This window comes from Oceanobacter antarcticus, assembly GCF_044962685.1.
GTDB lineage: Bacteria > Pseudomonadota > Gammaproteobacteria > Pseudomonadales > Oceanobacteraceae > Oceanobacter > Oceanobacter antarcticus.
The window spans coordinates 103,923-126,643 of sequence record NZ_JBBKTX010000008.1 but is presented as its reverse complement, the minus strand read 5'-3'; the positions used below and the strand labels follow the sequence as shown (position 1 = coordinate 126,643).

Here is a 22,721-nt window from a genome sequence, read left to right as displayed (position 1 = left end):
CCACTACGGGGTCGCGATGGTCACCTGGCTCTGACGATTTGTGGGCGGGGTGATGCACAATTCGATTTTTCGACACATCTTCACGGCGGGTGTTTGCTGAACAAAGCCAGTTATTTTTGTGGCCTATGCTCCCAGCGCTGAGAACCTGGCTTTGGCGAGACGGAGCTATTTCGCTGGCGATTATTGGTTGTGTGAATGTTTCCACTGACTGGGGAGACTACCAACCCAGTGCTTGAACGCTGCGGCGAATTTGGCCGGGTTGGAATAGCCTACCCGGAGGGCTGTTTCAGTGACCGTCGTGTCATTCAATAAGAGCAGCCGAGCCAGTTTCATTCGTTGAAACGTCAGGTACTGATAAGGGGTGTAACCGGTTTGGCGTTTGAAGGTGCGGGTGAAGGTTTTGGCATCCAGGCCGCAGGCATGAGCCAACTCCGTGACTCGCAGGTCACCGTCCAGCCGGGTATCCATCATTGCCATTGCGGCCTCCAGTTTTCCGCAGTTACTGGTTGTTATGCGCGTCGGGTAGCGCTGACTCCGCAGCAGCTGGGTTAACCGGTAGATCAGCAACGATACCCCATGGTCGAAAAAGGCCGATGCTGCGCCATGGGATTCGGCGTTGCGTAGCAGGGCCAGCATCAGTTCCGTCAGCAGGGTGTCATCCAACAGTTGTCGGGTAGCCGGGCGCAATTCTTCCGGGTTGATCGAGCCGCTGTGGCAGGCGGGAATATCGTCGATATCAAAGGCGATAGCCAATGTGTCCATGGCGGGGGTGAAACCTTCGGCAGCGCTTTCCGGCAAGGCAAAGCCCGCTCTGCCTGGTTGCCAGACATCGTCTAGCAGGACGCTGTTGTTTTTCCTGACCGTTCGTCCACCCCCCCCAACGCATAACATAAATACGGCATAGGGCCGGTCGCGGCCGATACCTGAAAATGCCCCGTAGCTGGCCTGGCTGATAACGACTGAACCAGACGGATTGGAGATCAGTGTGTTGCTGCCCTCGCCAAGGGAGTTGAGTTGTTGGTAAAGCTTATCGCGGTGGTTCGACCAGTTCGTCATGGCGTCTTCAGTTTGTCGTGATGACCTTGCCAAGTGTCCTTTTTGGAGTGGTCGGAGTTGGTTGTAACGCTACTATTAATACGAAGGATTTTCAATTGCAACTATTGAAGGTCACGTATCCCATAACCAACTGACAATGTAATCAAGCCAGGAGAATCGTCGTGAACCTGAAGATCAACCCGCTGGTGTGGCTGGGCAGTGCTGTGGTGGCAACCACATCTGTTGCATCTTTGGCAGAATCTGGCCAGCAGATAGAAGATAACCGGACTGTGCTCATTGAAGAAATCGTGGTGAGGGGAGAGAAAACCAGTCGCCCCCTGAGTGAAACGGCGTCCAGTGTGTTGGCCAAGACAGGAGAAGATCTGGACAGTATGGCAGGGGTGCAAATGTCTGGCGATTTGCTGGAACATATTCCCAATATCGTAACCGTTGAGCCGGGTAACGATGCTCCGGCCGTGCGTGGTATTGATGGTACCGGGCCAGCATCTGGCGCCAATGCCTTTCTGGCCGGCACCCGACCGCGCCTGACCTATCAGGTGGATGGACGTACACTCGGTTTTAATGAGTCGGTTTTCCAGTCTGCGAGTTTGTGGGATATCGATCAGGTCGAGGTCTACCGGGGGCCTCAGAGCACGCTTCAGGGGCGTAACTCTATTGCGGGGGCGGTTGTAATGACAACCGCAGATCCCTCGTTTGAATGGCAAGGAAAAGTTCGCGCCATGGTCGGTCAACAGCAGCATCGTGGCGGTTCATTCGTGGTGTCTGGTCCGCTGCTGGGTGACACGCTGGCTTTTCGTTTGGCGGGTGACTCTCAGCGGCATAAAACAGCGGTGGATTTTACCCCGTATGCGGAAGAGGACGAACCGGATCGCTATCGAACCCAAACGCTGCGAGGCAAGCTGCTATTTGTACCTGCTGAGGGTTTTCGTACCCTGCTGACGGCAGGTGTGACGGATGGTCGCGCTCCTCAGTCCGAGCGAGTCGTGCGGCCGTTTGAAGAACGTGAAGCTGAATTTCCCAATCAGCCGACATTTCATTCCCGTAACGTTTACGGGGTGCTCAATAGCCAATGGCAAGTGTCGGATCTGATCGCGCTGGATGTTTCGCTTCAAACCACCGACTTCCATACTGACCGCCATGCTTTGACAGGCCAGGGTAATCTGGAGATTGATGGCGTGGAGAAGGTCTTTCAGCCCATGCTGCGTATCGGTGATGCCGCGTATGACACTGTCTCCGGTTTTCTTGCGGCCTATGTGTTTCGCAGCGAGCAGGATGAATATATTGATCTGTTCGGCGGCGGCACTTTCCGCGATGAAACGGATAATGATGCCGTTTTGGGTGAACTGAACTGGCACATCAGTGAGGCAATGACATTGATACTGGGCGCTCGTTACGAAGAAGAATCCCGCTACCGGGTCGGTGGCGCAGGCCCGTTGCTGATTGACTTCGAGGATGAGTACAAGGAATTTTTGCCAAAAATCAGCGTCAGCTTTTATCCCGACGAACTCTGGACGCTGGGACTCTCCGCCGGTCGAGGATACAACGGCGGTGGTGCCGGAATTACGTTCAGTTCGCCGTTTGTGGATTACAGTTATGACCCGGAATACATCTGGAATTACGAAGGCTTTATGCGTGGGCAGCTGATGGATCAGCGGATGGGTGTTACGGCCAACGTTTTTTATAACCGCTTCAGCGATATGCAACTGCCGTTCAATCTCGCTTCCGGCTCGACGGTGATTCGTAATGCCGACAAGGCAACCACCTGGGGCCTGGAAGCGGGCATGGACTACTATTTCTCGGAAGGGAATGAAGTGTATCTGAACCTGGGCTTGCTGAAGACGCGGGTCGACCGTTACGACGACGAGACGGTTGAGGGTAATCAGCTGGCACGTTCCCCGGCCTACTCTCTGGACACTGGTGTACTGGCAACACCATACGATGGTCTCGAACTGACACTCAGCGTGCTGTATACCGATGCGTACTACTCGGATGCGACCAATACGCCGCGTGGCAAGGTCGATCCGTACGCCGTCGTCAACGCTCAGGTCAGTTACGCGATCAAGCAAACCCGGCTGTTCCTCAGCGGTAAGAATTTGCTCGATAACGACAGCGAAGTCTCGATACTGACGGGCGACACCGCCGCCGATGATGCCGCGACCTTATTGCAACCCAGAACGCTGTTGGCCGGCGTTGAGTTTGGGTTTTAGGTGGCGCTATGACATTAACTGGGCGAACGGTCAAGCGTTGGTATTTGGTTCACAAGTGGTCCAGCCTGATATGCATGCTGTTTATGTTGCTGCTGTGTATTACCGGGCTACCACTGATTTTTCACAGTGAAATTGATCAGTTGACTCACAAACCGGAGTTTATCGGAGCGGTGCAGGGGAGCTCGTCTGCCAGTCTCAACGACATTGTTGAGTAATCAAAGATGGCAAAGCCGGGTTGGGAATTGGTGTTTTTGGTCTGGGATGACGAGCAGCCGATCATACGTGCCGTCATGGGTGAAAGTATGAACGTCAGTGAAGGCACGGCGTATTTTCTTACGTTTGATCGACGTACTGGCAAGCGTTTGCTAGCCCGCCCTCCCAACGAAGGCATCATGTTCTTGCTGCTTGATTTGCACGGCAGCTTGCTGGTGGGGCTACCGGGAGCCTTGTTCCTGGGTTTGATGGGAGTGCTGTTTGCGGTTTCTGTCATCAGTGGTCTGGTGGTCTATGCCCCTTATATGCGCCGCTTGCCCTTTAGCGCAGTACGGCGTGAACGGGGGCCTCGCATCCAATGGCTCGATATTCATAATACGACGGGCATGGTGACGACCAGTTGGGTCATGATCGTCGGAGTGACCGGTATCATTCTGACGCTGGTTCAACCGCTCAGTTTGTTGTGGAAACATGGTCAATTGGCCGAGATTGCTGCGGAATATCAAGGTACTGCCCTAACAGCACCTGTGGTCAGCCCGGACAGGGTTCGAGACGCTGTGTTCGTCAAAGTGCCGGATGCGGATATCTCTTTTATGTCGATGCCTGGCAGTCCATACGCGACACCGCACCACTATGTCGTGGCTTTGAGAGGTAATACGCCACTGACGGAACGCCTGATCAAGCTGGCGATTGTGGATGCGGAGACTGGCCAGTTGGAGGGTATCAAGAACACACCCTGGTACCTGACCATGGTGAACTTGTCAGTGCCGTTGCACTTTGGCGATTATGGTGGGTTGCCACTTAAAATCATCTGGGCAGTGCTGGATCTTATAACCATCGTCGTGTTGGGATCCGGGGTGTATCTGTGGCTGGCCCGTGGCCGCAAGGGCGCAAAACGAGTCGAGGAAATATACGACGCTGCAGCACAGCAGCAAGAACCACCCCATGGGGGCCGCGTATGAACAACCCCGGAAGATTACGCTCTGGCTGGGAAATTTATCGCTGGCCGCTGCTGGTTAATATGCTGGCATTAGCGGGGATTTTTGCGGCACTGATTGGTAATGGATGGTGGGATGGATTTTCCTGGCTGACGCTGGGATTGTTGTCGGTCGGAGTGTCATTGACTATCGGGACACGGCGACTCAATGTCATGGCGAGACAGCATATAGGCCCCTGAAGAGGGGCAGCAACACCCCGCGTTACATGCGGGGTGTTGCTCATCGCTTCAACTTATTTCTTTTTGGCGTTGGACAAGGCCGCTGCCAGTGCTCCGGCCATGGCGCCCTGGCCTTGTGGCTGTTTGTCGCCAAACGAGGTTCGGTTTTGGCCGCCGCCTCGTTTGGGGCCATTGTTGCGTTGGCCTCCGCGATTGGCTTGTTCAGCGGCTTTTTCATTGGCATCGTCACTCAGCCGCATCGACAGACCTATACGTTTACGCTCAGAGTCCACTTCCATGACTTTGACCTTGACGATATCACCGGCTTTGACGACATCGCGGGGGTCTTTGATATAGCTGTCAGACAGTGCAGAAATATGCACCAGTCCATCCTGATGCACGCCAATATCCACAAACGCACCAAAGGCGGCAACGTTCGTAATGACACCCTCCAGCACCATATTGGGCTTCAGGTCGGAGATTTTTTCAACGCCTTCCTGAAATTCAGCAAAACGGAATTCCGGGCGCGGGTCTCGTCCCGGTTTCTCCAGTTCGGAAAGAATATCTTTTACTGTGATTAATCCGGCCTGCTCGCTGACAAACTGCTCGGCATTAACCGATGTGAGAAACGCGTGGTCACCGACCAGGCTGCCGATATCCTTGCCGAACTGCTTGGCGATGTTATTCACCAGCGGATACGACTCGGGGTGTACGGCGGAGGCGTCGAGAGGGTTGCTGCCGTTCATAATACGCAGGAAACCGGCCGCCTGTTCGAAGGTTTTGGCCCCCAGTCGTGGCACCTTGGCCAATTCCTTACGGCTGGTAAAGGCGCCGTTTTCGTCACGAAAGGCGACAATATTGTTAGCCAGGGTACTGTTCAAACCAGAGATGCGGCTCAGCAACGGGACAGAGGCGGTATTCAGGTCGACGCCGACCGAGTTCACACAATCTTCTACTACGGCATCCAATGAACGGGCCAGCTGACTCTGGTTGACGTCGTGCTGGTACTGGCCAACCCCAATGGACTTGGGTTCGATTTTCACCAGTTCTGCCAGTGGATCTTGCAGACGTCGGGCAATAGAAACGGCGCCACGAATGGTGACGTCGAGATCCGGAAATTCTTTTGCTGCCAGCTCTGATGCCGAATACACCGAGGCACCGGCTTCGTTGACCATGATTTTTTGCACTTTCTGGTTGGCATCCAGCGCCGGATTGATCTTTTTCAGCATATCGCCGACAAACTTGTCGGTTTCACGGCTGCCAGTGCCGTTGCCAATGGCAATCAGTTGCACGCCGTGTTTGGCGATCATGACTCTCAGTACCGCTTCCGATTCCGCAAATTTGTTCTGCGGCGGCGTACAGTAAATCGTGCTGTGGTCGAGCACCTTGCCGGTACTGTCGACCACGGCAACTTTTACGCCGGTACGCAAACCCGGGTCGAGACCCATGGTGTTTTTGGCGCCAGCGGGGGCGGAAAGCAGCAAGTCTTTCAGATTGTCGGCAAAGACCTTGATGGCCCCTTCTTCGGCACTTTCCCGCAACTGCCCGACCAGCTCGGTTTCCAGATGCGTCAACAGCTTGATGCGCCAGGTCCACTTGACGACTTCGGCGAGCCAACGATCTGCGGCTCGGCTTTCATTTTTGAGGCGGAAGTGCCCCGCAATCATGGCTTCGCACGGACTGCCTGCTTGTTTGTCTGCCAGCTCGGCTTGTGTCACCAGTGAGAAACCCAGTATGCCTTCGTTACGGCCGCGCAGAATCGCCAGCGCACGGTGACTCGGTACGCTTTTTAACGCTTCGTCGTGTTCAAAGTAGTCGGCGAACTTGCTGCCTTCGGCTTCTTTGCCGGGGATAACCCGGACAGACAAGGTGGCTTCTTGCTTGAGAAACTGGCGTAGTTTGGCCAGCAGGTTGGCATCTTCGGCAAACCGCTCCATCAAGATGTATTTGGCTCCATCCAGCGCGGCCTTGGTATCTTCCACGCCCTGCTCGGCATTGATAAAGCCTGTGGCTTCGGATTCTGGCGTCAGGGTCGGGTCTTGCAGCAGGCGTTCGGCGAGTGGTTCCAGCCCAGCTTCAATGGCGACTTGGCCCTTGGTGCGGCGTTTTTTCTTGTAGGGCAAGTACAAGTCTTCAAGCCGGGTTTTGGTATCGGCAGTGAGAATGTCGCGTTTTAACTCGGTGGTCAGCTTGCCCTGCTCTTCAATGCTTTTCAGGATGCTGTCACGACGATCTTCCATCTCGCGCAGATAGCGCAACCGCTCTTCCAGATTCCGCAGCTGGGTGTCGTCCAGTGCGCCGGTGACTTCTTTCCGGTAGCGGGAGATAAACGGCACCGTAGCACCTTCATCCAGCAAGGTAACGGCGGCGGATACCTGTTGCGGGCGGATGTTGAGTTCTTCAGCAAGGCGTTGGCCTATGGATTCGAGCAGCATAAGGAAAAGATCCAGGTTCGATTTTCAAAGCAGCGCGAAGTATAGCGGGATTGGCGGGCCGGTGCTGCAGATCACTTTTCTCTCAGGCGTTGACGGTTCCCTATGTGTCAGCAAGCAGGAGTGGGCGGTTCAATAAAATTGTCGCTGACAGTTAGGGGGCGGTCGGTTTCGACATGTTTATACTGCTACTGGCAAAAGGGAAATGAAGAGGAAGCCAACAAGGCATTTGCAGCGGCTCTGGCCAATTTGCCGCTGATTAGCCGCAGTTCGGCACTTACCTTGGTTTGCCAACTTTCCGGGGTGCTGGAATCCCGTCCTGAATGTGCCGAGGTTTATGCCTCGTTGCTGGAAAAAATAGCGTTGCGGCGATGGATCCGAGAGCACCCCGCGCATTTTGGTGACGAGCGAAAGGGCTTGCCAGTCAGCGAGTGAAGACAATTGATTCAGCGAAGTATGCTGAACAAGCTCAATGGTATTAACGAAAGTGCACCTGAATTTAAAGCATAAAAAAATCCAGACCCCCATGAGAGTTCTGGATTTTTGTGTTTGATCATTCAGACAAAGCACTTAACGGGTAAAAATCAACCGAACGGTGCTTTTTGTTATCCGCTCAAACATGGTCTGAGCGGATATTTAGCGCATAAACATTACTTGCCGCCACGCATGGAGTCGAAGAATTCATCGTTGGTCTTGGTTTGGCTCAGCTTGCCAAGCAGGAATTCAATCGACTGTACGTCTTCCATTTCTGTGAGCAGTTTGCGCAGAATCCACAGACGTTGCAGGGACGATTCATCAAACATGATGTCTTCGCGACGGGTGCCGGAACGGCGGATATTGATCGCAGGGTAAATCCGCTTTTCCGCGATCTTGCGATCCAGATGCAGCTCCTGGTTACCAGTACCCTTGAACTCTTCGTAAATCACTTCGTCCATTTTGGAGCCAGTGTCTACCAGTGCGGTGGCGATAATCGTCAGGGAGCCGCCTTCTTCAACGTTACGGGCGGAGCCGAAGAAACGTTTTGGCTTTTCCAGTGCGTTGGCATCAACACCACCGGTCAGTACCTTGCCGGAGCTGGGTACTACGGTGTTGTAGGCCCGTGCCAGACGGGTGACCGAGTCGAGCAGAATCACCACGTCACGTTTGTGTTCAACCAGACGCTTGGCTTTTTCGATCACCATTTCGGCGACCTGGACGTGACGAGCGGGAGGCTCATCGAAGGTTGATGCAACCACTTCACCACGAACCGAGCGTTTCATCTCGGTCACTTCTTCCGGCCGCTCGTCAATCAGCAGCACAATCACATCACATTCCGGGTTATTCCGGGTGATGGACTGGGCGATGGTCTGCAGCAACATGGTTTTACCGGCCTTGGGCGGCGCAACAATCAGACCGCGCTGTCCTTTACCAATCGGGGCTACCAGATCCAGTACGCGGGAAGAAAGGTCTTCGGTCGAGCCATTGCCTTGTTCCAGAAAGAAGCGATGGTCAGGGAAGAGCGGGGTGAGGTTTTCAAACAGAATCTTGGATTTGGCGTTTTCAGGTTTGTCGTCGTTGATTTCGGCGACTTTTAACATCGCAAAATAACGTTCGCCATCTTTAGGGGGACGGATTTTTCCTGAAATCTTGTCACCCTTGCGCAGATTAAAACGGCGAATCTGGCTGGGTGAAACATAAATATCATCAGGACCGGCAAGATAAGAGCTACTGGAGCTTCTTAAAAAGCCAAAACCATCCTGCAGGATTTCCAATACCCCATCACCATAAATATCTTCCCCGCTCTTGGCATGATGCTTGAGAATGGCAAAGATAATATCCTGTTTACGGGTACGACTCACATTCTCGAGATTCATTTCCTTGGCGATATCAAGGAGTTCGGGAACGGCTTTCAATTTAAGGTCGGAAAGATTCATAGGGAAAGATAAGTGCAATTTAGTGGGTGTTGGGGCGGAGCTTGAAACGATATCAAGAGGAGAAATGCTTTGGAGAACCCAAGGCGTAAAGAAACTATAGACTCAATATATGGGGGTGTCCAGCCCAAAAGGTGCGGTTGCACCTTTTGGGTGTTGCAAGCAGGGTGAATACTTACAGAGCTTGCTGGATAAAGGCCGTCAGTTCGGATTTGCTCATGGCGCCAATCTTGGTCGCTTCAACGTTTCCGCCCTTGAACAGGATCAGGGTCGGAATGCTGCGGATACCGTATTTGGGTGCTGTGGCTTCGTTCTGGTCGATATTCAGTTTAGCAATTTTCAGCTGACCCTTGAATTCTTCCGCAATTTCTTCCAGCACGGGAGCAATCATTTTGCAGGGGCCACACCATTCAGCCCAAAAATCTACCAGTACCGGCAGGTCGTTACTCAGTACGTCCGTTTCAAAACTGTCGTCACTCGTCATCAGAATGAGATCGCTCATGGTTTCCCCTTGCGTGTTGAGGTCATAATTAACGTCATTGTACGCTGGACCCTGTGGGAATCAATCGCAGAGATAGATCAAAGATCTACTGGACGCCTGCTCTTGTGAGTTGCATATTCGGGGCTTGCCCTAAAAAAGACAGTTTCAGGACTTCGAGTTATGTCAGATACCTCAGCCCAGCCAGGCGAATTGATTGCAGCGGTTGATCTGGGCTCCAACAGTTTTCATATGGTCGTCGCCCGCGAATTTCATGGTGAATTTCGTACTCTGGAACGGCGTGGACAAAAAGTGCAGCTAGCTGCTGGTCTGGATGAGCACTACATGCTGTCGGAAGAGGCACAGCAACGCGGTCTGGATTGTTTGCGAGAGTTTTCCCAGCGTTTGCAGGGCATGGATCCTGCCAAAGTGACGGTGTTGGCAACCAACGCACTGCGTGCCGCCCGTAACCGCCAGGAGTTTATTGAACGGGCCGAGGCGGTACTGGGGTATCCCATCGAAGTCATTGCCGGGCGCGAAGAAGCCCGTCTGATTTATCTGGGCGTTGCGCATACGCTGGCGGATGATATGGGGAATCGTCTGGTGGTCGATATTGGTGGCGGCAGCACCGAGTTTATTATTGGTGAACGGTTTGAACCGAAGGCGCTGGAAAGCCTGCATATGGGTTGTGTATCGTTCACCCGGCGATTTTTTGCCGATGGCCTGATTACCGAAGCCGCGTTTGAGCAGGCAGTGGCCGCTGCTCGTCAGGAGTTGCTGAACATAGAAACCCATTACAAGCAGCTTGGCTGGCAAAACGTGGTGGGATCTTCCGGCACGATTCGGGCAGTCGAGCAGTCCGTGGTGGAATTTGGCTGGTCAACGGAAGGGATAACCCGCCCGGCATTAAAAAAATTACGCAAGCAGGCGCTGCAATTTGCCACGCTGGATGATGTGGTATTACCTGGAGTCAAAGTCGAGCGTCGTCAGGTGTTTATTGGTGGACTGGCGATTTTGACGGCGGTATTTGACACCTTTGATATTGAACACATGGTGTATTCCGATGGCGCCTTGCGTGAAGGGGCGTTGTGGGATTTGTTCGGGCGTTCGAGTCACGAAGATGTACGCCAGCGCACAGTTCAGTCGCTGAAAGAACGCTTCTATGTCGATGATGCGCAAGCGGCCAGGGTGAGTGACATGGCTCGTGCGCTGTTTGTGCAGGTGAATCAGCACTGGGGGATGGACGACAGCCTGGTGCGCTGGCTGTTGTGGGGGGCAGAGTTACATGAGATTGGCTTGAGCCTCTCTCACAGCGGTTTCCATAAACACGGTGCCTATCTGCTGCAGCATGCCGACATGCTGGGCTTTACCCGCCAGGGACAAGTGAAGCTGGCAGCTCTGGTACGTTGTCACCGGCGTAAATTCAGCCTTGAGGAACTTGCGGCGGTACCTCCCGGGCGTCGGCAGTTTGTGATTCAGCTGACCCGACTGCTTCGCATTGCGGTTATTTTAAACCACAGCCGGGGAGCGCATCCGGTGCCGGTGCCTGTTGTTACCATTGCTGAGGATAATCAATTGCGACTGCAACTGCCTGAAGGTTGGCTGGCGGAGCATCCGTTGACGGCAGGTGATCTGATGGCGGAAGTGGAATTCCAGAAAGCTGCTGGCATGGCGCTTGGTGTGAGCTAGGGGGCGTTCTCAATTGGTCAATCGGACCTGCTGAGAGCCCGTTGGCTCCAGAACAAGGCATGAGGAGTGTGGTTTGGCGTGCTAAATAAGCGACGAATAACACCGTTCTGGAGTCAACTGGCCTCAGTCCGATAGGCTTCAGACCAAAGGCTCGCCATATTAAGGTGGTTGACTAGTGGTTGCGTTAGCGGGTTTGGTTGGCAATGTTTTTGATCACTGCGGTGACTTTGTCATCATAAATGCTGCGAGGGCGTCCACTGCGCTGGGCATCCGTTAAGCCAGCAACGCGATACTGTTCAAAACGACGCCGCCATTTGCTGACGGTTTCTGTGGTAACGCACGGCTACTCGTTTTCCTTTTCTGACAGGCCTTCAGTGCTTAAAGCACTGTGAAAGTTAATTGAGAATGCCCCATGGCAATTATCAAACCGGGCTTGCTGACGCTCTGACAGTCGGCGGTAATAGATTTTTATTTGCCGATGGCCACACAGATTCAGAGGGGTCAGTGATAGAAAAGCGGTTATTTCCCTGCTGTATGGCTGTCATTATCGTTTCTGTTGTTGAATGTGGCGCTGGCTGCCAGAGGCAGCCAGAGACGGGCACAGAGGCCGCCGCCCGGGGCGGGTTGCAGTAACAGTTGGCCATTGTGCAGCCGGGCGATACGCTCGGCGATGGCCAGACCCAGGCCGGTGCCGGGGACACCGCTGCGGGCGGCTTCACCGCGTACAAAGGGCTGGCACAGGCGTTTGGCATCTGCTGCAGCAATGCCGGGCCCGCGGTCGCGCACTTCGATCCATACTCCGCCATCACCAAGCCCTGTGTGCAGGGACACCGGCGCTTGTCCGTGTCGCCAGGCGTTGATTAACAGGTTGCCAACGGCACGCCGCAAGGCTCGTGGCCGTCCCGGCACAACCGGTACTGGTGCCAGGTCGAGTGTAACGGCTTGTGACGGGTCGGTCAGGTTGGCGGCGACGGTTTGACCCAATTCGTGCAGTAGCAGCGGCTGCTCCGGTTCGGCACTGCCGGGGTTGGCAAAGTCGAGGAACTGGCCCACGGCCTCGTCAATCTGGTCGATACCCCGCACCATACCATCGCGCAGTTCGGCTTCCGTATCCTCTGGCAACAGCTCCACATATAAGCGCAGTTTGGTTAGTGGTGTACGCAGGTCGTGGGAGATGCCTGCCAGCATCAGGCTGCGCTCCTGTTCGGCGCTCGACAGGCTGCAGACCAGCAGGTTGAAGCTGCGGCCGAGGGTGGCAATTTCCAGCGGGCCGTTCTCGGGCAGTGGGGAGGGGCGTTCGTCACGCACCACGGCTTCGGCGGCGGCCACCACTCTGGCCAGAGGCCGGTGCAGGCGGCGCTGCAGCCACAGCGCGCTGGCCAGCGCCAGCAGTACGCCAAGGCTGGTCATGGTCACCAGAGCTCCACGGGGGCTGCGATCGGGGATTACTTCCGACAATATGATCGGATAGGTCTGTCCGCTAATCGGCATACTGACCAGCAGGTTGCCGGGGCGGTTATTCCAGGACTGAACCGTCATCTGCTGGTTGGTCAGGCGCGCGCTCAGAGCGGTCAGGATTTCGGCGTCCAGCTGTTGGCGCAACGGCATCCAGAGGGCGTCTGGCAAGGTCGTCCGCTGCGTTGCCGTCAGGGCATTCCGGTTGAATCGGGTGACAAAGGCCTGGCGCTGGGCCTCCGGCAGTTCGGCAAGGCCAGCCTGCATTGCTTCCAGCTGGCGAGCCGTCAGTTCGGCCAGGTGCTCGGCGCGTGGCAGAAACACCAGGCGGTTTATGAGGATGACGCCCAGCAGCTGTCCGATCAGTACCACGCCTGTCAGCATCAGGGCATGACGCCCCACCAGGGTACGAGGCCAGTTCATCCGGGGCGACCTTCGCCGTCGGGAACAAATACATACCCCAGGCCCCAGACTGTCTGGATAAAACGCGGGGCGGAAGGTTCTGTTTCGATGAGTTTGCGCAGACGCATGATCTGGGAATCGATGGCGCGGTCGGTCACTACATGATCACGACCATCGGCCAGCTCGATCAGACGATCCCGTCCCAGTGGCCGACGAGGGTGCAGGGCCAGAGTTCGGAGTAACCGAAACTCACCGCTGGTCAGAGGGACGACCTCACCGTTCCGTTCCAGACGATGCCCTTCCAGATACAGGGTGTAAGGGCCGAAGTGCAGTACGGTGTCTTGTGTCGGGCCGATATGCGCGCCCAGTACTTGCTGGCGACGCACCAGCGCCTGGATACGTGCCAGCAGTTCGCGTGGATGAAAAGGTTTCACCAGATAGTCGTCTGCGCCCATTTCCAGACCGACCACCCGGTCTACCGGATCTCCACGGGCTGTCAACATCAGGATGGGAATGTTCTCGCCTTCGTGGCGCAGGCGTCGGCACAGGCTCAGACCATCTTCGCCAGGCATCATCAAATCCAGCACCAGTACGTCGAAGCGTTCGCGCGCCAGCAATGCAGGCACGGTTGCAGCACCGGGTTCGGCCCGCACCTGGCAGCCCTGATCGCTGAGGTAGCGTCGCAGTAGGCCGCGCAGTTCGGCCTCGTCGTCCACCACCAGTATCTTGATTGGATCAGTCATGGGCATCTTCATCGTAACCGTCATGATGGAATTCTAGAGAGCGGCTCTGGCGGGAACCAGCCGCAAATGTGGCAAATGATGGCAGCGCCCCAGCTCTGCCACAAGTCGCCACACACACCTCACCAATCGCCATGGTGGCACCATATTACGTGCCTACCATGAATGGCGTAACGGTCTGGAACGGCAAGTTGATGGGCAATCTGCATCATTCCGGCCGACTTCACACAAGGAGATTACCAATGACTCGACGTCTTTTCCCATTATCTCTGGGTTTGCTGCTGGCCTCCGTGGCGACCACTACCCAGGCCATGGAGGACTCCCGCCTGCAGCGCATACAGGAAGAGCTGCAGCAGCGTTTTACCAAAGCGGATACTAATCATGACGGTTTGCTCAGTCGTGAGGAAGCCAAGGACGGTATGCCCAGGGTTTACAAGCGTTACGACGACATTGATAGCCAGCAGAGCGGCTCTCTGAGTCTGGAAGATATTACCCGCTACCTGGTGCAACAGCGCGACAAACACTGAACGGGAGGATGATCTTGAGTGGCAGGAGCGAGGGCGGCGTGTGGCCGCAACGGCCAATCGGCGGGTTGATGGCCAGTCTGCTGCTGATCGCCGGACTGGTACTGTTGCTGTATGCAGGTCTGGGCCGTCAGCGTGTCGCTGAACCCTCGGTATCGACCAGCAGTCCGGCACCAACCCCGGCGGCCTTGCCCTTTCGGGGAGCTGGTGAGCTGGTGGCCAGGGAGGAGGTGACTCTGGTCAGCCGCAGCAGCTTGCGGGTGACATCGGTGTTGGCCGATGTGGGTGACCAGGTTGTGCGTGGCCAGGTACTGCTGGCGCTTGATGCTGCAGAGCTGGAGGCCAATCTGGCTGCTGCTCGGGCTGGATGGGATAACGCCCGTGAAGCAGAGGTTGTGGCACGGCTGGCACTGCAGCGTGCCACCGTCTTGCATCAGCAGACCCGGCTCGATAGCGAGCGGGCGGAGCAGTTGTCACGGCTGTCTCCGGGTGCGCTGGCTGTCAGTGAACTGGACGCCCGTCAGACCGCTGCCCGCACGGCGGCTCTGGATGCCCGCGCCGGACAGTCGCAATGGCGCGCTGCCGAAGCGGCCCTGACTCAGGCAGAGGCCAACTGGCAGGCAGCCAGTGCCCGTCTGGAGGAAGCCACTGTGCGAGCCCCTTTTGATGGTGTGGTCACCACACGCGCTTGCAGTGTTGGTGATGTGATTGCACCGGGCCAGCCCGGACTGACACTGGTGGCGATGGACTCGCTGCGGGTTCAGGCCCGGTTTGATGAGTCGCTGCTGAGCCTGATCCGGCCAGGTGATACGGCCAGAGTGTGGTTGAAGTCGCAGCCATTGACCCCGATTGTGGCGCAGGTTGTGCGCCTGAATCGGGCGGTGGATAACGACACACGAGAGTTTTCGGTTGATCTGCAGTTGGTGTCATTACCACCAAACTGGGCACTGGGTGAGCGGGCCATGGTGGAAATGCAACCCGTCCTTGCCGGGTCGCCGGAGGGGTGCTCCGGGCCATCCTGTGCAGGCATGCCGACTCTGGCGGCGGAGGTGGCTCCGTGAACCTGGCTGTCAAGGACATTCGAGCCAACCTGGCGCGATTCCTGTTAACGGGGCTGGGTGTTGGCCTGACCCTGCTGGCAGCGATGTCAATGACAGGGCTTTATCACGGAATTGTGAGTGACGCGCTGGCCATTATCGATGATTCCGGTGCCGACCTGTGGGTGATTCAGGCTGGCACCGAAGGGCCATTCGCCGAAGGCTCTTCGATTGACCGCCGTACACTGGCACGCACGCTGTCAGTGCCGGGGGTACGGACGGCACGTCAGTTTACACTGCAGTCGCGGCGTTTTGATATTCATGGCAACACCGTGCGTGGCTCGCTGATCGGGCTGGATTTTCCGGCCGATCGCGGCGAGTGGATTCCGCTGCTGGCCGGACGCCCGCTGGCAGCCGGACGCGGCGAGGCCATCGCCGATGAATCCACAGGTCTGCGCCTCGGTGATGAGCTGCGTCTGGACGGTACTCGCTGTGTGGTCGTTGGTCTGGCACGTCATTATCTGGATTCCAGCGGCAATCCGGTGGTGGCGCTGGGCATCAACGATGCTCTGGACGTTCAGACTCACCGTCCGGCGGATGCGGTGGCGATTGCCCGCGCTGCCAGGCGGTCGCTGCCAAGTGGCCGCGGTGCCAATGTCGCCGCTATCATGCTGGAGCTGGAGGACTCTGCCGATGTCGCGGAGGTACGTCGCACCATTGACCGCTGGGGCGATGTAACGGTTTTGAGTGCCGAGGAGCAACGCACCGTGTTTCTCTACGGGCGGCTGGGTCGTTTGCGCGGACAGATCCTGATGTTCACTGCGGTACTGTTGCTGGTGAGTGCGGTGGTGATTGCGGTGACCATCTACACCATGACACTGGAGAAGCAACACGAGATTGCCCTGCTGAAACTGATTGGCAGCCCTAACGGACCGATTGTCTCCATGATCCTGCAGCAGGCGCTGGCATTGGGCGCACTGGGCTACGGTATCGCGGTGCTGCTGGGGCCGCTGATCTGGCCCTTGTTTCCACGGCGGTTGGTACAGCCACCGCAGGATTTTCTGATGTTCGCGGCCATTGTGCTGGTGCTTTGTGGTGTGGGGGCGTTGCTGGGTATCTGGAAGGCCATGCAGGTCGAGGCTCGGGAGGTGTTGTCATGACGGCTGTTTTACCGCTTCCGGAACCGGTATTGGTAGTTCCCGCGCTGGAGTTGCGCGGGGTGAGCAAGGTGTATGGTAGCGGAGACATGGCCGTGGCTGCCCTGTCGCAGGTTAACGTGCAACTGCAGGCCGGTCAGATGGCGGGTTTGCTGGGACCCAGTGGAGCAGGGAAGTCAACGTTATTGATGATGGCAGGTCTGCTGGATGAACCGACCGAGGGTGAAGTGTGGCTGCATGGCCAACTGGCCAGCGGTGCCCGCGCCACGATTGGCGACCACCGGGCCTTTCGCCGCGCCTGCATTGGTTTTGTGTTCCAGAAACCCAACCTGATTCCCTTCCTGACCGGCCTTGAAAACGTCCTGCTGGCGCTGGACATCAACGGCCAGCGGGGAGCGCCTGCCAGCGCCCGGGCGATGGAACTGCTGAACTATCTGGAAGTCGCCCATCGGCGTGACAACCTGCCCAGTCAGCTCTCTGGCGGTGAACAGCAGCGAATCGCCATCGCTCGCGCACTGGCCAACCGCCCGCCACTGCTGCTGGCCGACGAACCCACCGCCGCACTCGACAGTCAGCGTGGCCGTCAGGTCATGACCCTGTTCCAGCGTGTGGCCAAAGATACCGGGGCAGCGGTGCTGGTGGTCACCCACGACCACCGCAGCCTCGATCTTTTTGACCGCATATTTGAAATGGATGACGGCTGTCTGACGGAACGTCCCGGCGGATCATCCCGCACTGGAACAGAAGCCGGTGCAATGGAATGGAATGCAACCTTCCCGTGAGAGACTCCAGTTATGAGTGGCGCTCACACAAAGGGTTTTGGATCATCGTTATAAATCGTCAAATATTCCCGGATAGACGCTTCCAGCTCACGGATACTCCGATGAGAGTTTCATTTGGCGGCGGCGTAGCCACTTCTGTAACGCTATTTTTCCTGATCAGTGATTGTTAATACTTTGATAGGGCGTCCCATAACAGGGATAGGGCGTCCCATAACAGGCTCCTTGCGTATTTGGCATACTAACAGATAGGCCATGGAAACTCCAATTAATTCGATTATCTTTTGTTAAAAGGCACTTGGAGACATTTCTCGAACTTCTTTGGATTTTCTGGCAAACCCGCATAGGATCTGGGCGTCTGACAGACTGGAAGACAAAAGGGCAGTGCTTAAATTGGTGTTTTCAGAGCCGTTAGCGTACGACCGGGAGAAAGGTTCTCGAACACCCCAATTTCCCTACCTTTCAAGGGGTTAGGGGAGGTTTTAGAGCAAAAAGAAAAGATGGTGCGGAAGGAGAGACTCGAACTCTCACACCTTGCGGCGCTGGAACCTAAATCCAGTGCGTCTACCAATTTCGCCACTTCCGCAAAACAGCCGCAGATAATACAGAACTCTCAAGCGGTTGCCAAGCACAGCGCACGGCCGTATCAGGATGGATGCGTCCCGGCGCTGGCTGGTGTAAGTTGGCAGTATTCAGCCTCCATAGACGTTCAGGGAAGGATTTATGTCGACCAATAGCCATGTGACCAGCAATTTGTTAGTGACACTGGCGGCGGCCATTATTGTTATCGCCGGTGTCCGTAGTGCAGCCGATATGATGGTGCCCTTTTTGCTGGCTGTTTTTATTGCGGTGCTCAGTGCGCCGATCATGCACTGGCTCTCGCGCCGTGGTATCCCGGATGTGCTGGCGGTCTTGATGATGATGCTGGGTTTTCTGATTATTGGTTCCGGGTTGACGCTGTTTCTTGGTGGCACGGTGAATGCGTTTTATCAGGACATACCGCTGTACGAAACAAAATTGCAAAATCTGATGCAAGGGGTTGTGACCTGGCTGAATGCTCAGGGCGTTGAGGTGCCTGCCAATCTGCTACGTGAATACGTGGATCCTGGCGTTGTCATGAGTATGGTCGCCAGTGTGTTTAACGGCCTTGGCGGTGTCTTGACCAATGCCTTTCTGATTTTATTTACTGTGGTGTTTATCTTGCTGGAAGCGTCGGGCATGCCGGAAAAACTGAAGCGTGCTTTTGGCGAGCAAACCAGCGCCTTTGCCCATTTTGAGCGCTTCAGTGATCTGGTACAGCGCTACCTGGCAATCAAGACTCTGATGAGCTTGGGCACTGGCGTCAGTATTGGTCTGGTGCTGTGGGTGATCGGTGTCGATTATGCGCCGGTATGGGCGTTGGTCGCCTTCTTGCTGAATTATATTCCCAACATCGGCTCTATTATTGCGGCGGTTCCGGCAGTGCTGATTGCCTTGATTCAGCTGGGGCCTGGCTCGGCGTTGGCGACGGCCATTACCTACGTGGTGGTGAATACGCTGTTTGGTAATGTACTGGAGCCGCGCATGATGGGCCGGACGCTGGGATTGTCGACCCTGGTGGTGTTCCTGTCGTTGGTTTTTTGGGGATGGGTGCTGGGGCCTGTCGGGATGCTGTTGTCGATTCCCCTGACCATGGTCGTCAAGATTGCACTGGAAACCCGCCCACAAACCCGCTGGATGGCGACCTTGCTGGATCATTGAGCGTTTTGGTGTTGGCTCTGTCAAGATCCAACACCTGTTGCAAAAAACCGTAAACCCGTTAGAGCGCAATCCATGGACTATCTAGACTGAGAGCGGGAGGAACCGAATGAAATCAATATTGCTGATCGACGACGATACCGAGCTGGGCGAACTACTGCAGGAATACCTGGCGCTGGAAGGATTTGAACTAACCCCCGTGCATAATGGAGAAAGTGGTCTGGAGCAGGCGTTGAAAGGTCACTACGACCTGATATTACTGGACGTTATGCTGCCCAAAATTAATGGGTTTGAGGTCTTGCGCCGTATTCGTGCCGAGTCGCAGGTGCCAGTGATTATGCTGACGGCGCGGGGAGAAAGTGTTGATCGGGTGCTGGGTCTGGAGCATGGCGCAGACGACTACATTGCCAAGCCCTACCATCACCATGAGCTGGTGGCTCGTATAAGGGCACTGTTCCGTCGTATCGACATGACGGGCGACAGCACCACGACGGCTGCAGAAGGCGCGATCCAGGTCGGCACTCTGGTATTAACACCGAGTGATCGTGGCGTCTGCCTGGATGGCGAAAACCTGGTGCTGACTGGTGCAGAATTTGGTGTGCTGCAATGCATGATGGAACACGCGGGCGAGCTGGTGAGTAAGGATACTTTGTCTATGTCAGCACTGGGTCGTTCGCTGATGGCTTACGACCGTTCGATTGATATGCACGTCAGCAACTTGCGTAAAAAACTCGGCCGCCGTGAGGACGGCAATGACTGGATCAAGACAGTGCGCAGTCGTGGCTATTTGCTGGTGAAATCCTGAGCCATGGCCAGATACCCCGCTGTCACTCGGGTAAGCTGGTATCGCTCACTGTATTTCAAGGTGTTTGTCTGGTTCTGGCTGGTCATTTTCCTCGCCATGGGGCTGGCGGTGACTACCAGTGACTGGGTCGATAATGACTTTATGAGGACGGCGGATCTGGCCGATTCCCGTTTGCTGTTGAGCTTGATGGAACGTCAACCGCCAATTGTCGCCGAGGGACGGATGCTCTGGCGTGAGCTGCAGCCGGGCTGGAATCTGGTATCGGTTCCCGTCGACCGGGTGGATGAATTACCCCACGACCTTGAAGAGTTTGCCGACCGCGCCGGTGATCTCGGGGTATCGCTGTATGGCCAGAACGATGGCTGGCTGATGCTTGGGCCGGTACAAAGTGGTGATTATCTTTATATTGGCGTGTCTCGCCAGGCCTGGGAAAATTTTCTGGACGATAATCGCCGCTGGGTCATACCGCTGGTCATTGTGGTGGTAGTGACGCTGCTGTGTTTTTTACTGGTATGGAACCTGACCTTGCCAATGCGACGCTTGCAGCGGGTCGTGCGGCAAATGGCTGAGGGTAACTTTGATGTGACCGCGCTTGCTGCCGATATCAGCCGCAAGGATGAAATCGGGGTGCTGGTGGCGGAGGTTGCGAGTATGGCCGGTGCAACCCAGGGTTTGTTGCACAGCCATCGGCAACTGTTGCATGACGTCTCCCATGAGCTGCGTTCACCACTGACCCGTCTGCAGATAGCGCTGGGTATCGCCCGTAAAAAAGATCAGCAGGGGGTGGTTGCCGCAGAACACAACCGGATTGAACGGGCTGCCTTCCAGGTGGAGAACCTGATCAGTCAGATCCTCGATCTGGCTCGTTTGTCACAACTGAGTTCCGGGCAATTACAGCTGGAAACACGGAGTCCCTGCCAACAACTGGATATCTGGTTACAGGATGCTGAGCTGGAGCTGGCAGCCCGATACATTGTCGTGCGTCGAGACTATGCCGGGGCACCACAGCAGTGCTGTTGGGACTGGGTGCTGATCGAACGGGCTGTCGATAATCTGCTGCGTAACGCCATCCGTTATTCTCCGGACGCCGGGCGCTTGACGATTCGTGTGATGGAGGTTGACCAGCGGGTGGATATATCGGTCACGGACCAAGGGCCGGGTGTTCCCGACGACATGCTGGAACGTATCTTTTCTCCTTTTACCCAGGTTGATCACGCTCGCAGTCCTGGTGCTGCTGATATGGGCTATGGGTTAGGACTGGCGTTGGTCAGGCGGGTCGTGGAGTTGCACGGCGGCAAAGTGATTGCTGAGAATGTTTATCCGGGGTTGCGGGTGGTTCTGCAGCTGCCGACGGTCAATATCCCTACAACTTTTGTCTGAATGCATTGGTCTGAAATTGCTGCATGTCAGGACAGATAAAATCAACGCAAAAGAACTGCAGCCGCTGAGCCTATTTCAAGGATATAGTGGAAAAACCTCAGGCTTTTTGCTATTAAAGACGCCCCTTTCGCGGATGTTGTCTTGTCAGGCAATAGCGTTACGCGTCGAGCCCAGGGATATTTACAATACAAAAAACGACTGGATGAGCACTATGTCAGAAGATCTCAAGCAAGCAGCTCTGGATTATCATCAATTTCCCAAGCCCGGCAAGATCAGTGTCGAACTGACCAAGCCTGCCGCAACTTCTCGCGATTTGTCGCTGGCGTATAGCCCTGGTGTGGCTGAGCCGGTCAAAGAAATCGCTGCCGATCCAGAAAACGCTTATAAATATACCGCCAAGGGCAACCTGGTCGCCGTGATTACAGACGGGACCGCCATTCTGGGACTGGGCAATCTGGGGCCGTTGGCATCCAAGCCGGTTATGGAAGGCAAATCCTTGTTGTTCAAGCGTTTCGCCGGTGTTGATTCGATCGATCTGGAAGTGGAAAGCGAGAGCCCACAAGCCTTCATCGATACTGTACGCCGCATTGCAATCACCTTTGGTGGTATCAATCTGGAAGACATCAAGGCACCAGAGTGTTTCGAAATTGAACGCACCCTGATCGAGCAATGTGATATTCCGGTATTCCACGATGACCAGCACGGTACAGCAATCGTCACGGTTGCTGGTGCCATGAACGCACTGGAAGTTGTCGGCAAGAAAATCGAAGACGCCAAAATGTGCGTATTGGGTGCCGGTGCCGCTGCAATTTCGTGCTCCAAACTGATGATCCTGGCGGGCATGAAGCCTGAAAACATCTTTATGTGTGACCGTAAAGGTGTGATTCACAGTGGTCGTGATGACCTGAACCAGTACAAGGCCATGTTTGCTGTCGAAACTGACAAGCGTACGGTGGATGATGCACTGGACGGCGCTGATATTTTCCTGGGACTGTCTGGTCCCAATATGGTGACTGGCGAACAGATCAAGGCGATGGCGGCCAACCCGATCATCTTTGCCTGTGCTAACCCAACTCCAGAAATCATGCCGGAAATCGTGGCGGAAGCACGTCCTGATGCCATCATGGCAACCGGTCGTTCTGACTACCCGAACCAGGTAAACAACGTACTGGGCTTCCCGTTCATTTTCCGTGGTGCTCTGGACGTCCGTGCCAAGCGTATCAACGAAGAAATGAAACTGGCTGCAGCCAAGGCGTTGGCTGGTCTGGCGAAAGAGCCGGTTACCCAGGAAGTTCTGGATGCCTACGGTCTGGAATCGCTGTCTTTTGGCCGTGAGTACATTATTCCAAAGGCGGTTGATACTCGTCTGCTGGGTGTTGTCTCTCTCGCGGTTGCACAGTCCGCGATCGATACCGGTGCCGCCACTGGCCCACTGCCTGCCAACTATCCGCTGAAGTCTATCGCTGATATCTGATCAGTCGACTGATGTTCGGTATAAAAAAACCGCTAACTCGCGAGAGTGGCGGTTTTTTTTATGGTTGCTGTTTGGCTGCTGTTTGGCTGC

General features: G+C 55.6%; 17 protein-coding genes, 1 tRNA gene and 2 pseudogenes. 12 read left to right on the top strand and 8 right to left on the bottom strand.

Annotation, left to right across the window (positions count from 1 at the left end; translation table 11 throughout):
- Positions 1-180 precede the first annotated feature (180 nt).
- Entirely contained in the window at positions 181-1,056 is an 876-nt protein-coding gene (locus WG929_RS08310) for a helix-turn-helix domain-containing protein (RefSeq protein ID WP_416205679.1), read from the bottom strand.
- A gap of 161 nt (positions 1,057-1,217) precedes the next feature.
- Between WG929_RS08310 and WG929_RS08305 the strand changes: the two genes are divergently transcribed.
- The 3 genes and pseudogenes from WG929_RS08305 to WG929_RS08295 all read left to right on the top strand — a co-directional run bounded on the left by WG929_RS08305 (position 1,218) and on the right by WG929_RS08295 (position 4,653).
- Positions 1,218-3,263: a TonB-dependent receptor gene (locus WG929_RS08305; protein WP_416205678.1), complete on the top strand. Its 2,046-nt coding sequence runs from the start codon at positions 1,218-1,220 to the stop codon at positions 3,261-3,263.
- A gap of 8 nt (positions 3,264-3,271) precedes the next feature.
- A pseudogene (locus tag WG929_RS08300) lies at positions 3,272-4,438 on the top strand (PepSY-associated TM helix domain-containing protein).
- Positions 4,435-4,653, top strand: a complete 219-nt coding sequence (locus tag WG929_RS08295) for a hypothetical protein (protein ID WP_416205677.1) — start codon at positions 4,435-4,437, stop codon at positions 4,651-4,653. Before WG929_RS08300 ends, WG929_RS08295 begins: the two are co-directional and overlap by 4 nt.
- Before the next feature lie 53 nt (positions 4,654-4,706).
- On the opposite strand, the gene WG929_RS08290 is transcribed toward WG929_RS08295, so the two are convergent.
- The 3 genes from WG929_RS08290 to trxA form a co-directional block, all read right to left on the bottom strand.
- Positions 4,707-7,067, bottom strand: a complete 2,361-nt coding sequence (locus WG929_RS08290) for a Tex family protein (RefSeq protein ID WP_416205676.1) — start codon at positions 7,065-7,067, stop codon at positions 4,707-4,709.
- Positions 7,068-7,714: 647 nt separating this feature from the next.
- Positions 7,715-8,977: a transcription termination factor Rho gene (rho, locus tag WG929_RS08285; RefSeq protein WP_369856097.1), complete on the bottom strand. Its 1,263-nt coding sequence runs from the start codon at positions 8,975-8,977 to the stop codon at positions 7,715-7,717.
- A gap of 172 nt (positions 8,978-9,149) precedes the next feature.
- The gene (trxA, locus tag WG929_RS08280) at positions 9,150-9,476 is read right to left on the bottom strand and encodes a thioredoxin TrxA (protein WP_369856096.1); all 327 of its coding nucleotides are present in this window, start codon (positions 9,474-9,476) and stop codon (positions 9,150-9,152) included.
- A 159-nt stretch (positions 9,477-9,635) separates the two neighbouring features.
- On the opposite strand from trxA, the gene ppx reads away from it, so the two are divergent.
- A complete protein-coding gene (ppx, locus tag WG929_RS08275; RefSeq protein ID WP_416205675.1) occupies positions 9,636-11,141 on the top strand; it encodes an exopolyphosphatase in 1,506 nt (501 codons plus the stop codon).
- 184 nt (positions 11,142-11,325) lie between these two features.
- Here ppx and WG929_RS08270 read toward each other — a convergent pair.
- From WG929_RS08270 to WG929_RS08260, 3 genes and pseudogenes are all read right to left on the bottom strand, one after another.
- Positions 11,326-11,454: pseudogene (locus WG929_RS08270) on the bottom strand (IS630 family transposase); the annotation flags it as partial.
- A gap of 206 nt (positions 11,455-11,660) precedes the next feature.
- Positions 11,661-13,019: an ATP-binding protein gene (locus tag WG929_RS08265; RefSeq protein ID WP_416205674.1), complete on the bottom strand. Its 1,359-nt coding sequence runs from the start codon at positions 13,017-13,019 to the stop codon at positions 11,661-11,663.
- On the bottom strand, positions 13,016-13,741 hold the full coding sequence (locus WG929_RS08260) for a response regulator (protein WP_416205673.1): 726 nt from the start codon (positions 13,739-13,741) through the stop codon (positions 13,016-13,018). Before WG929_RS08260 ends, WG929_RS08265 begins: the two co-directional genes overlap by 4 nt.
- Before the next feature lie 239 nt (positions 13,742-13,980).
- Between WG929_RS08260 and WG929_RS08255 the strand changes: the two genes are divergently transcribed.
- From WG929_RS08255 to WG929_RS08240, 4 genes are read left to right on the top strand one after another with little or no spacing between them, the layout of a single operon-like run.
- Positions 13,981-14,265 carry an EF-hand domain-containing protein gene (locus tag WG929_RS08255; protein ID WP_416205672.1) on the top strand — a complete coding sequence of 95 codons (285 nt, stop codon included), beginning with the start codon at positions 13,981-13,983 and terminating at the stop codon, positions 14,263-14,265.
- A gap of 14 nt (positions 14,266-14,279) precedes the next feature.
- A complete protein-coding gene (locus WG929_RS08250; protein ID WP_416205671.1) occupies positions 14,280-15,323 on the top strand; it encodes an efflux RND transporter periplasmic adaptor subunit in 1,044 nt (347 codons plus the stop codon).
- Positions 15,320-16,459, top strand: a complete 1,140-nt coding sequence (locus WG929_RS08245; protein ID WP_416205670.1) for an ABC transporter permease — start codon at positions 15,320-15,322, stop codon at positions 16,457-16,459. Before WG929_RS08250 ends, WG929_RS08245 begins: the two co-directional genes overlap by 4 nt.
- Positions 16,456-17,238 carry an ABC transporter ATP-binding protein gene (locus tag WG929_RS08240; RefSeq protein ID WP_416205669.1) on the top strand — a complete coding sequence of 261 codons (783 nt, stop codon included), beginning with the start codon at positions 16,456-16,458 and terminating at the stop codon, positions 17,236-17,238. The genes WG929_RS08245 and WG929_RS08240 overlap by 4 nt, the downstream gene beginning before the upstream one ends.
- A gap of 498 nt (positions 17,239-17,736) precedes the next feature.
- On the opposite strand, the gene WG929_RS08235 is transcribed toward WG929_RS08240, so the two are convergent.
- Positions 17,737-17,821 (bottom strand) — tRNA-Leu (locus WG929_RS08235).
- A 137-nt stretch (positions 17,822-17,958) separates the two neighbouring features.
- On the opposite strand from WG929_RS08235, the gene WG929_RS08230 reads away from it, so the two are divergent.
- The 4 genes from WG929_RS08230 (at position 17,959) to WG929_RS08215 (ending at position 22,631) form a co-directional block, all read left to right on the top strand.
- Positions 17,959-18,975, top strand: coding sequence for an AI-2E family transporter (locus WG929_RS08230; RefSeq protein WP_416205668.1), 1,017 nt, complete (start codon positions 17,959-17,961; stop codon positions 18,973-18,975).
- 106 nt (positions 18,976-19,081) lie between these two features.
- Positions 19,082-19,777, top strand: a complete 696-nt coding sequence (locus WG929_RS08225) for a response regulator (protein WP_416205667.1) — start codon at positions 19,082-19,084, stop codon at positions 19,775-19,777.
- A 3-nt stretch (positions 19,778-19,780) separates the two neighbouring features.
- Positions 19,781-21,157, top strand: a complete 1,377-nt coding sequence (locus tag WG929_RS08220) for a sensor histidine kinase (RefSeq protein ID WP_416205666.1) — start codon at positions 19,781-19,783, stop codon at positions 21,155-21,157.
- Between the two features lie 211 nt (positions 21,158-21,368).
- Positions 21,369-22,631, top strand: a complete 1,263-nt coding sequence (locus WG929_RS08215; RefSeq protein WP_416205665.1) for a malic enzyme-like NAD(P)-binding protein — start codon at positions 21,369-21,371, stop codon at positions 22,629-22,631.
- Positions 22,632-22,721 lie beyond the last annotated feature (90 nt).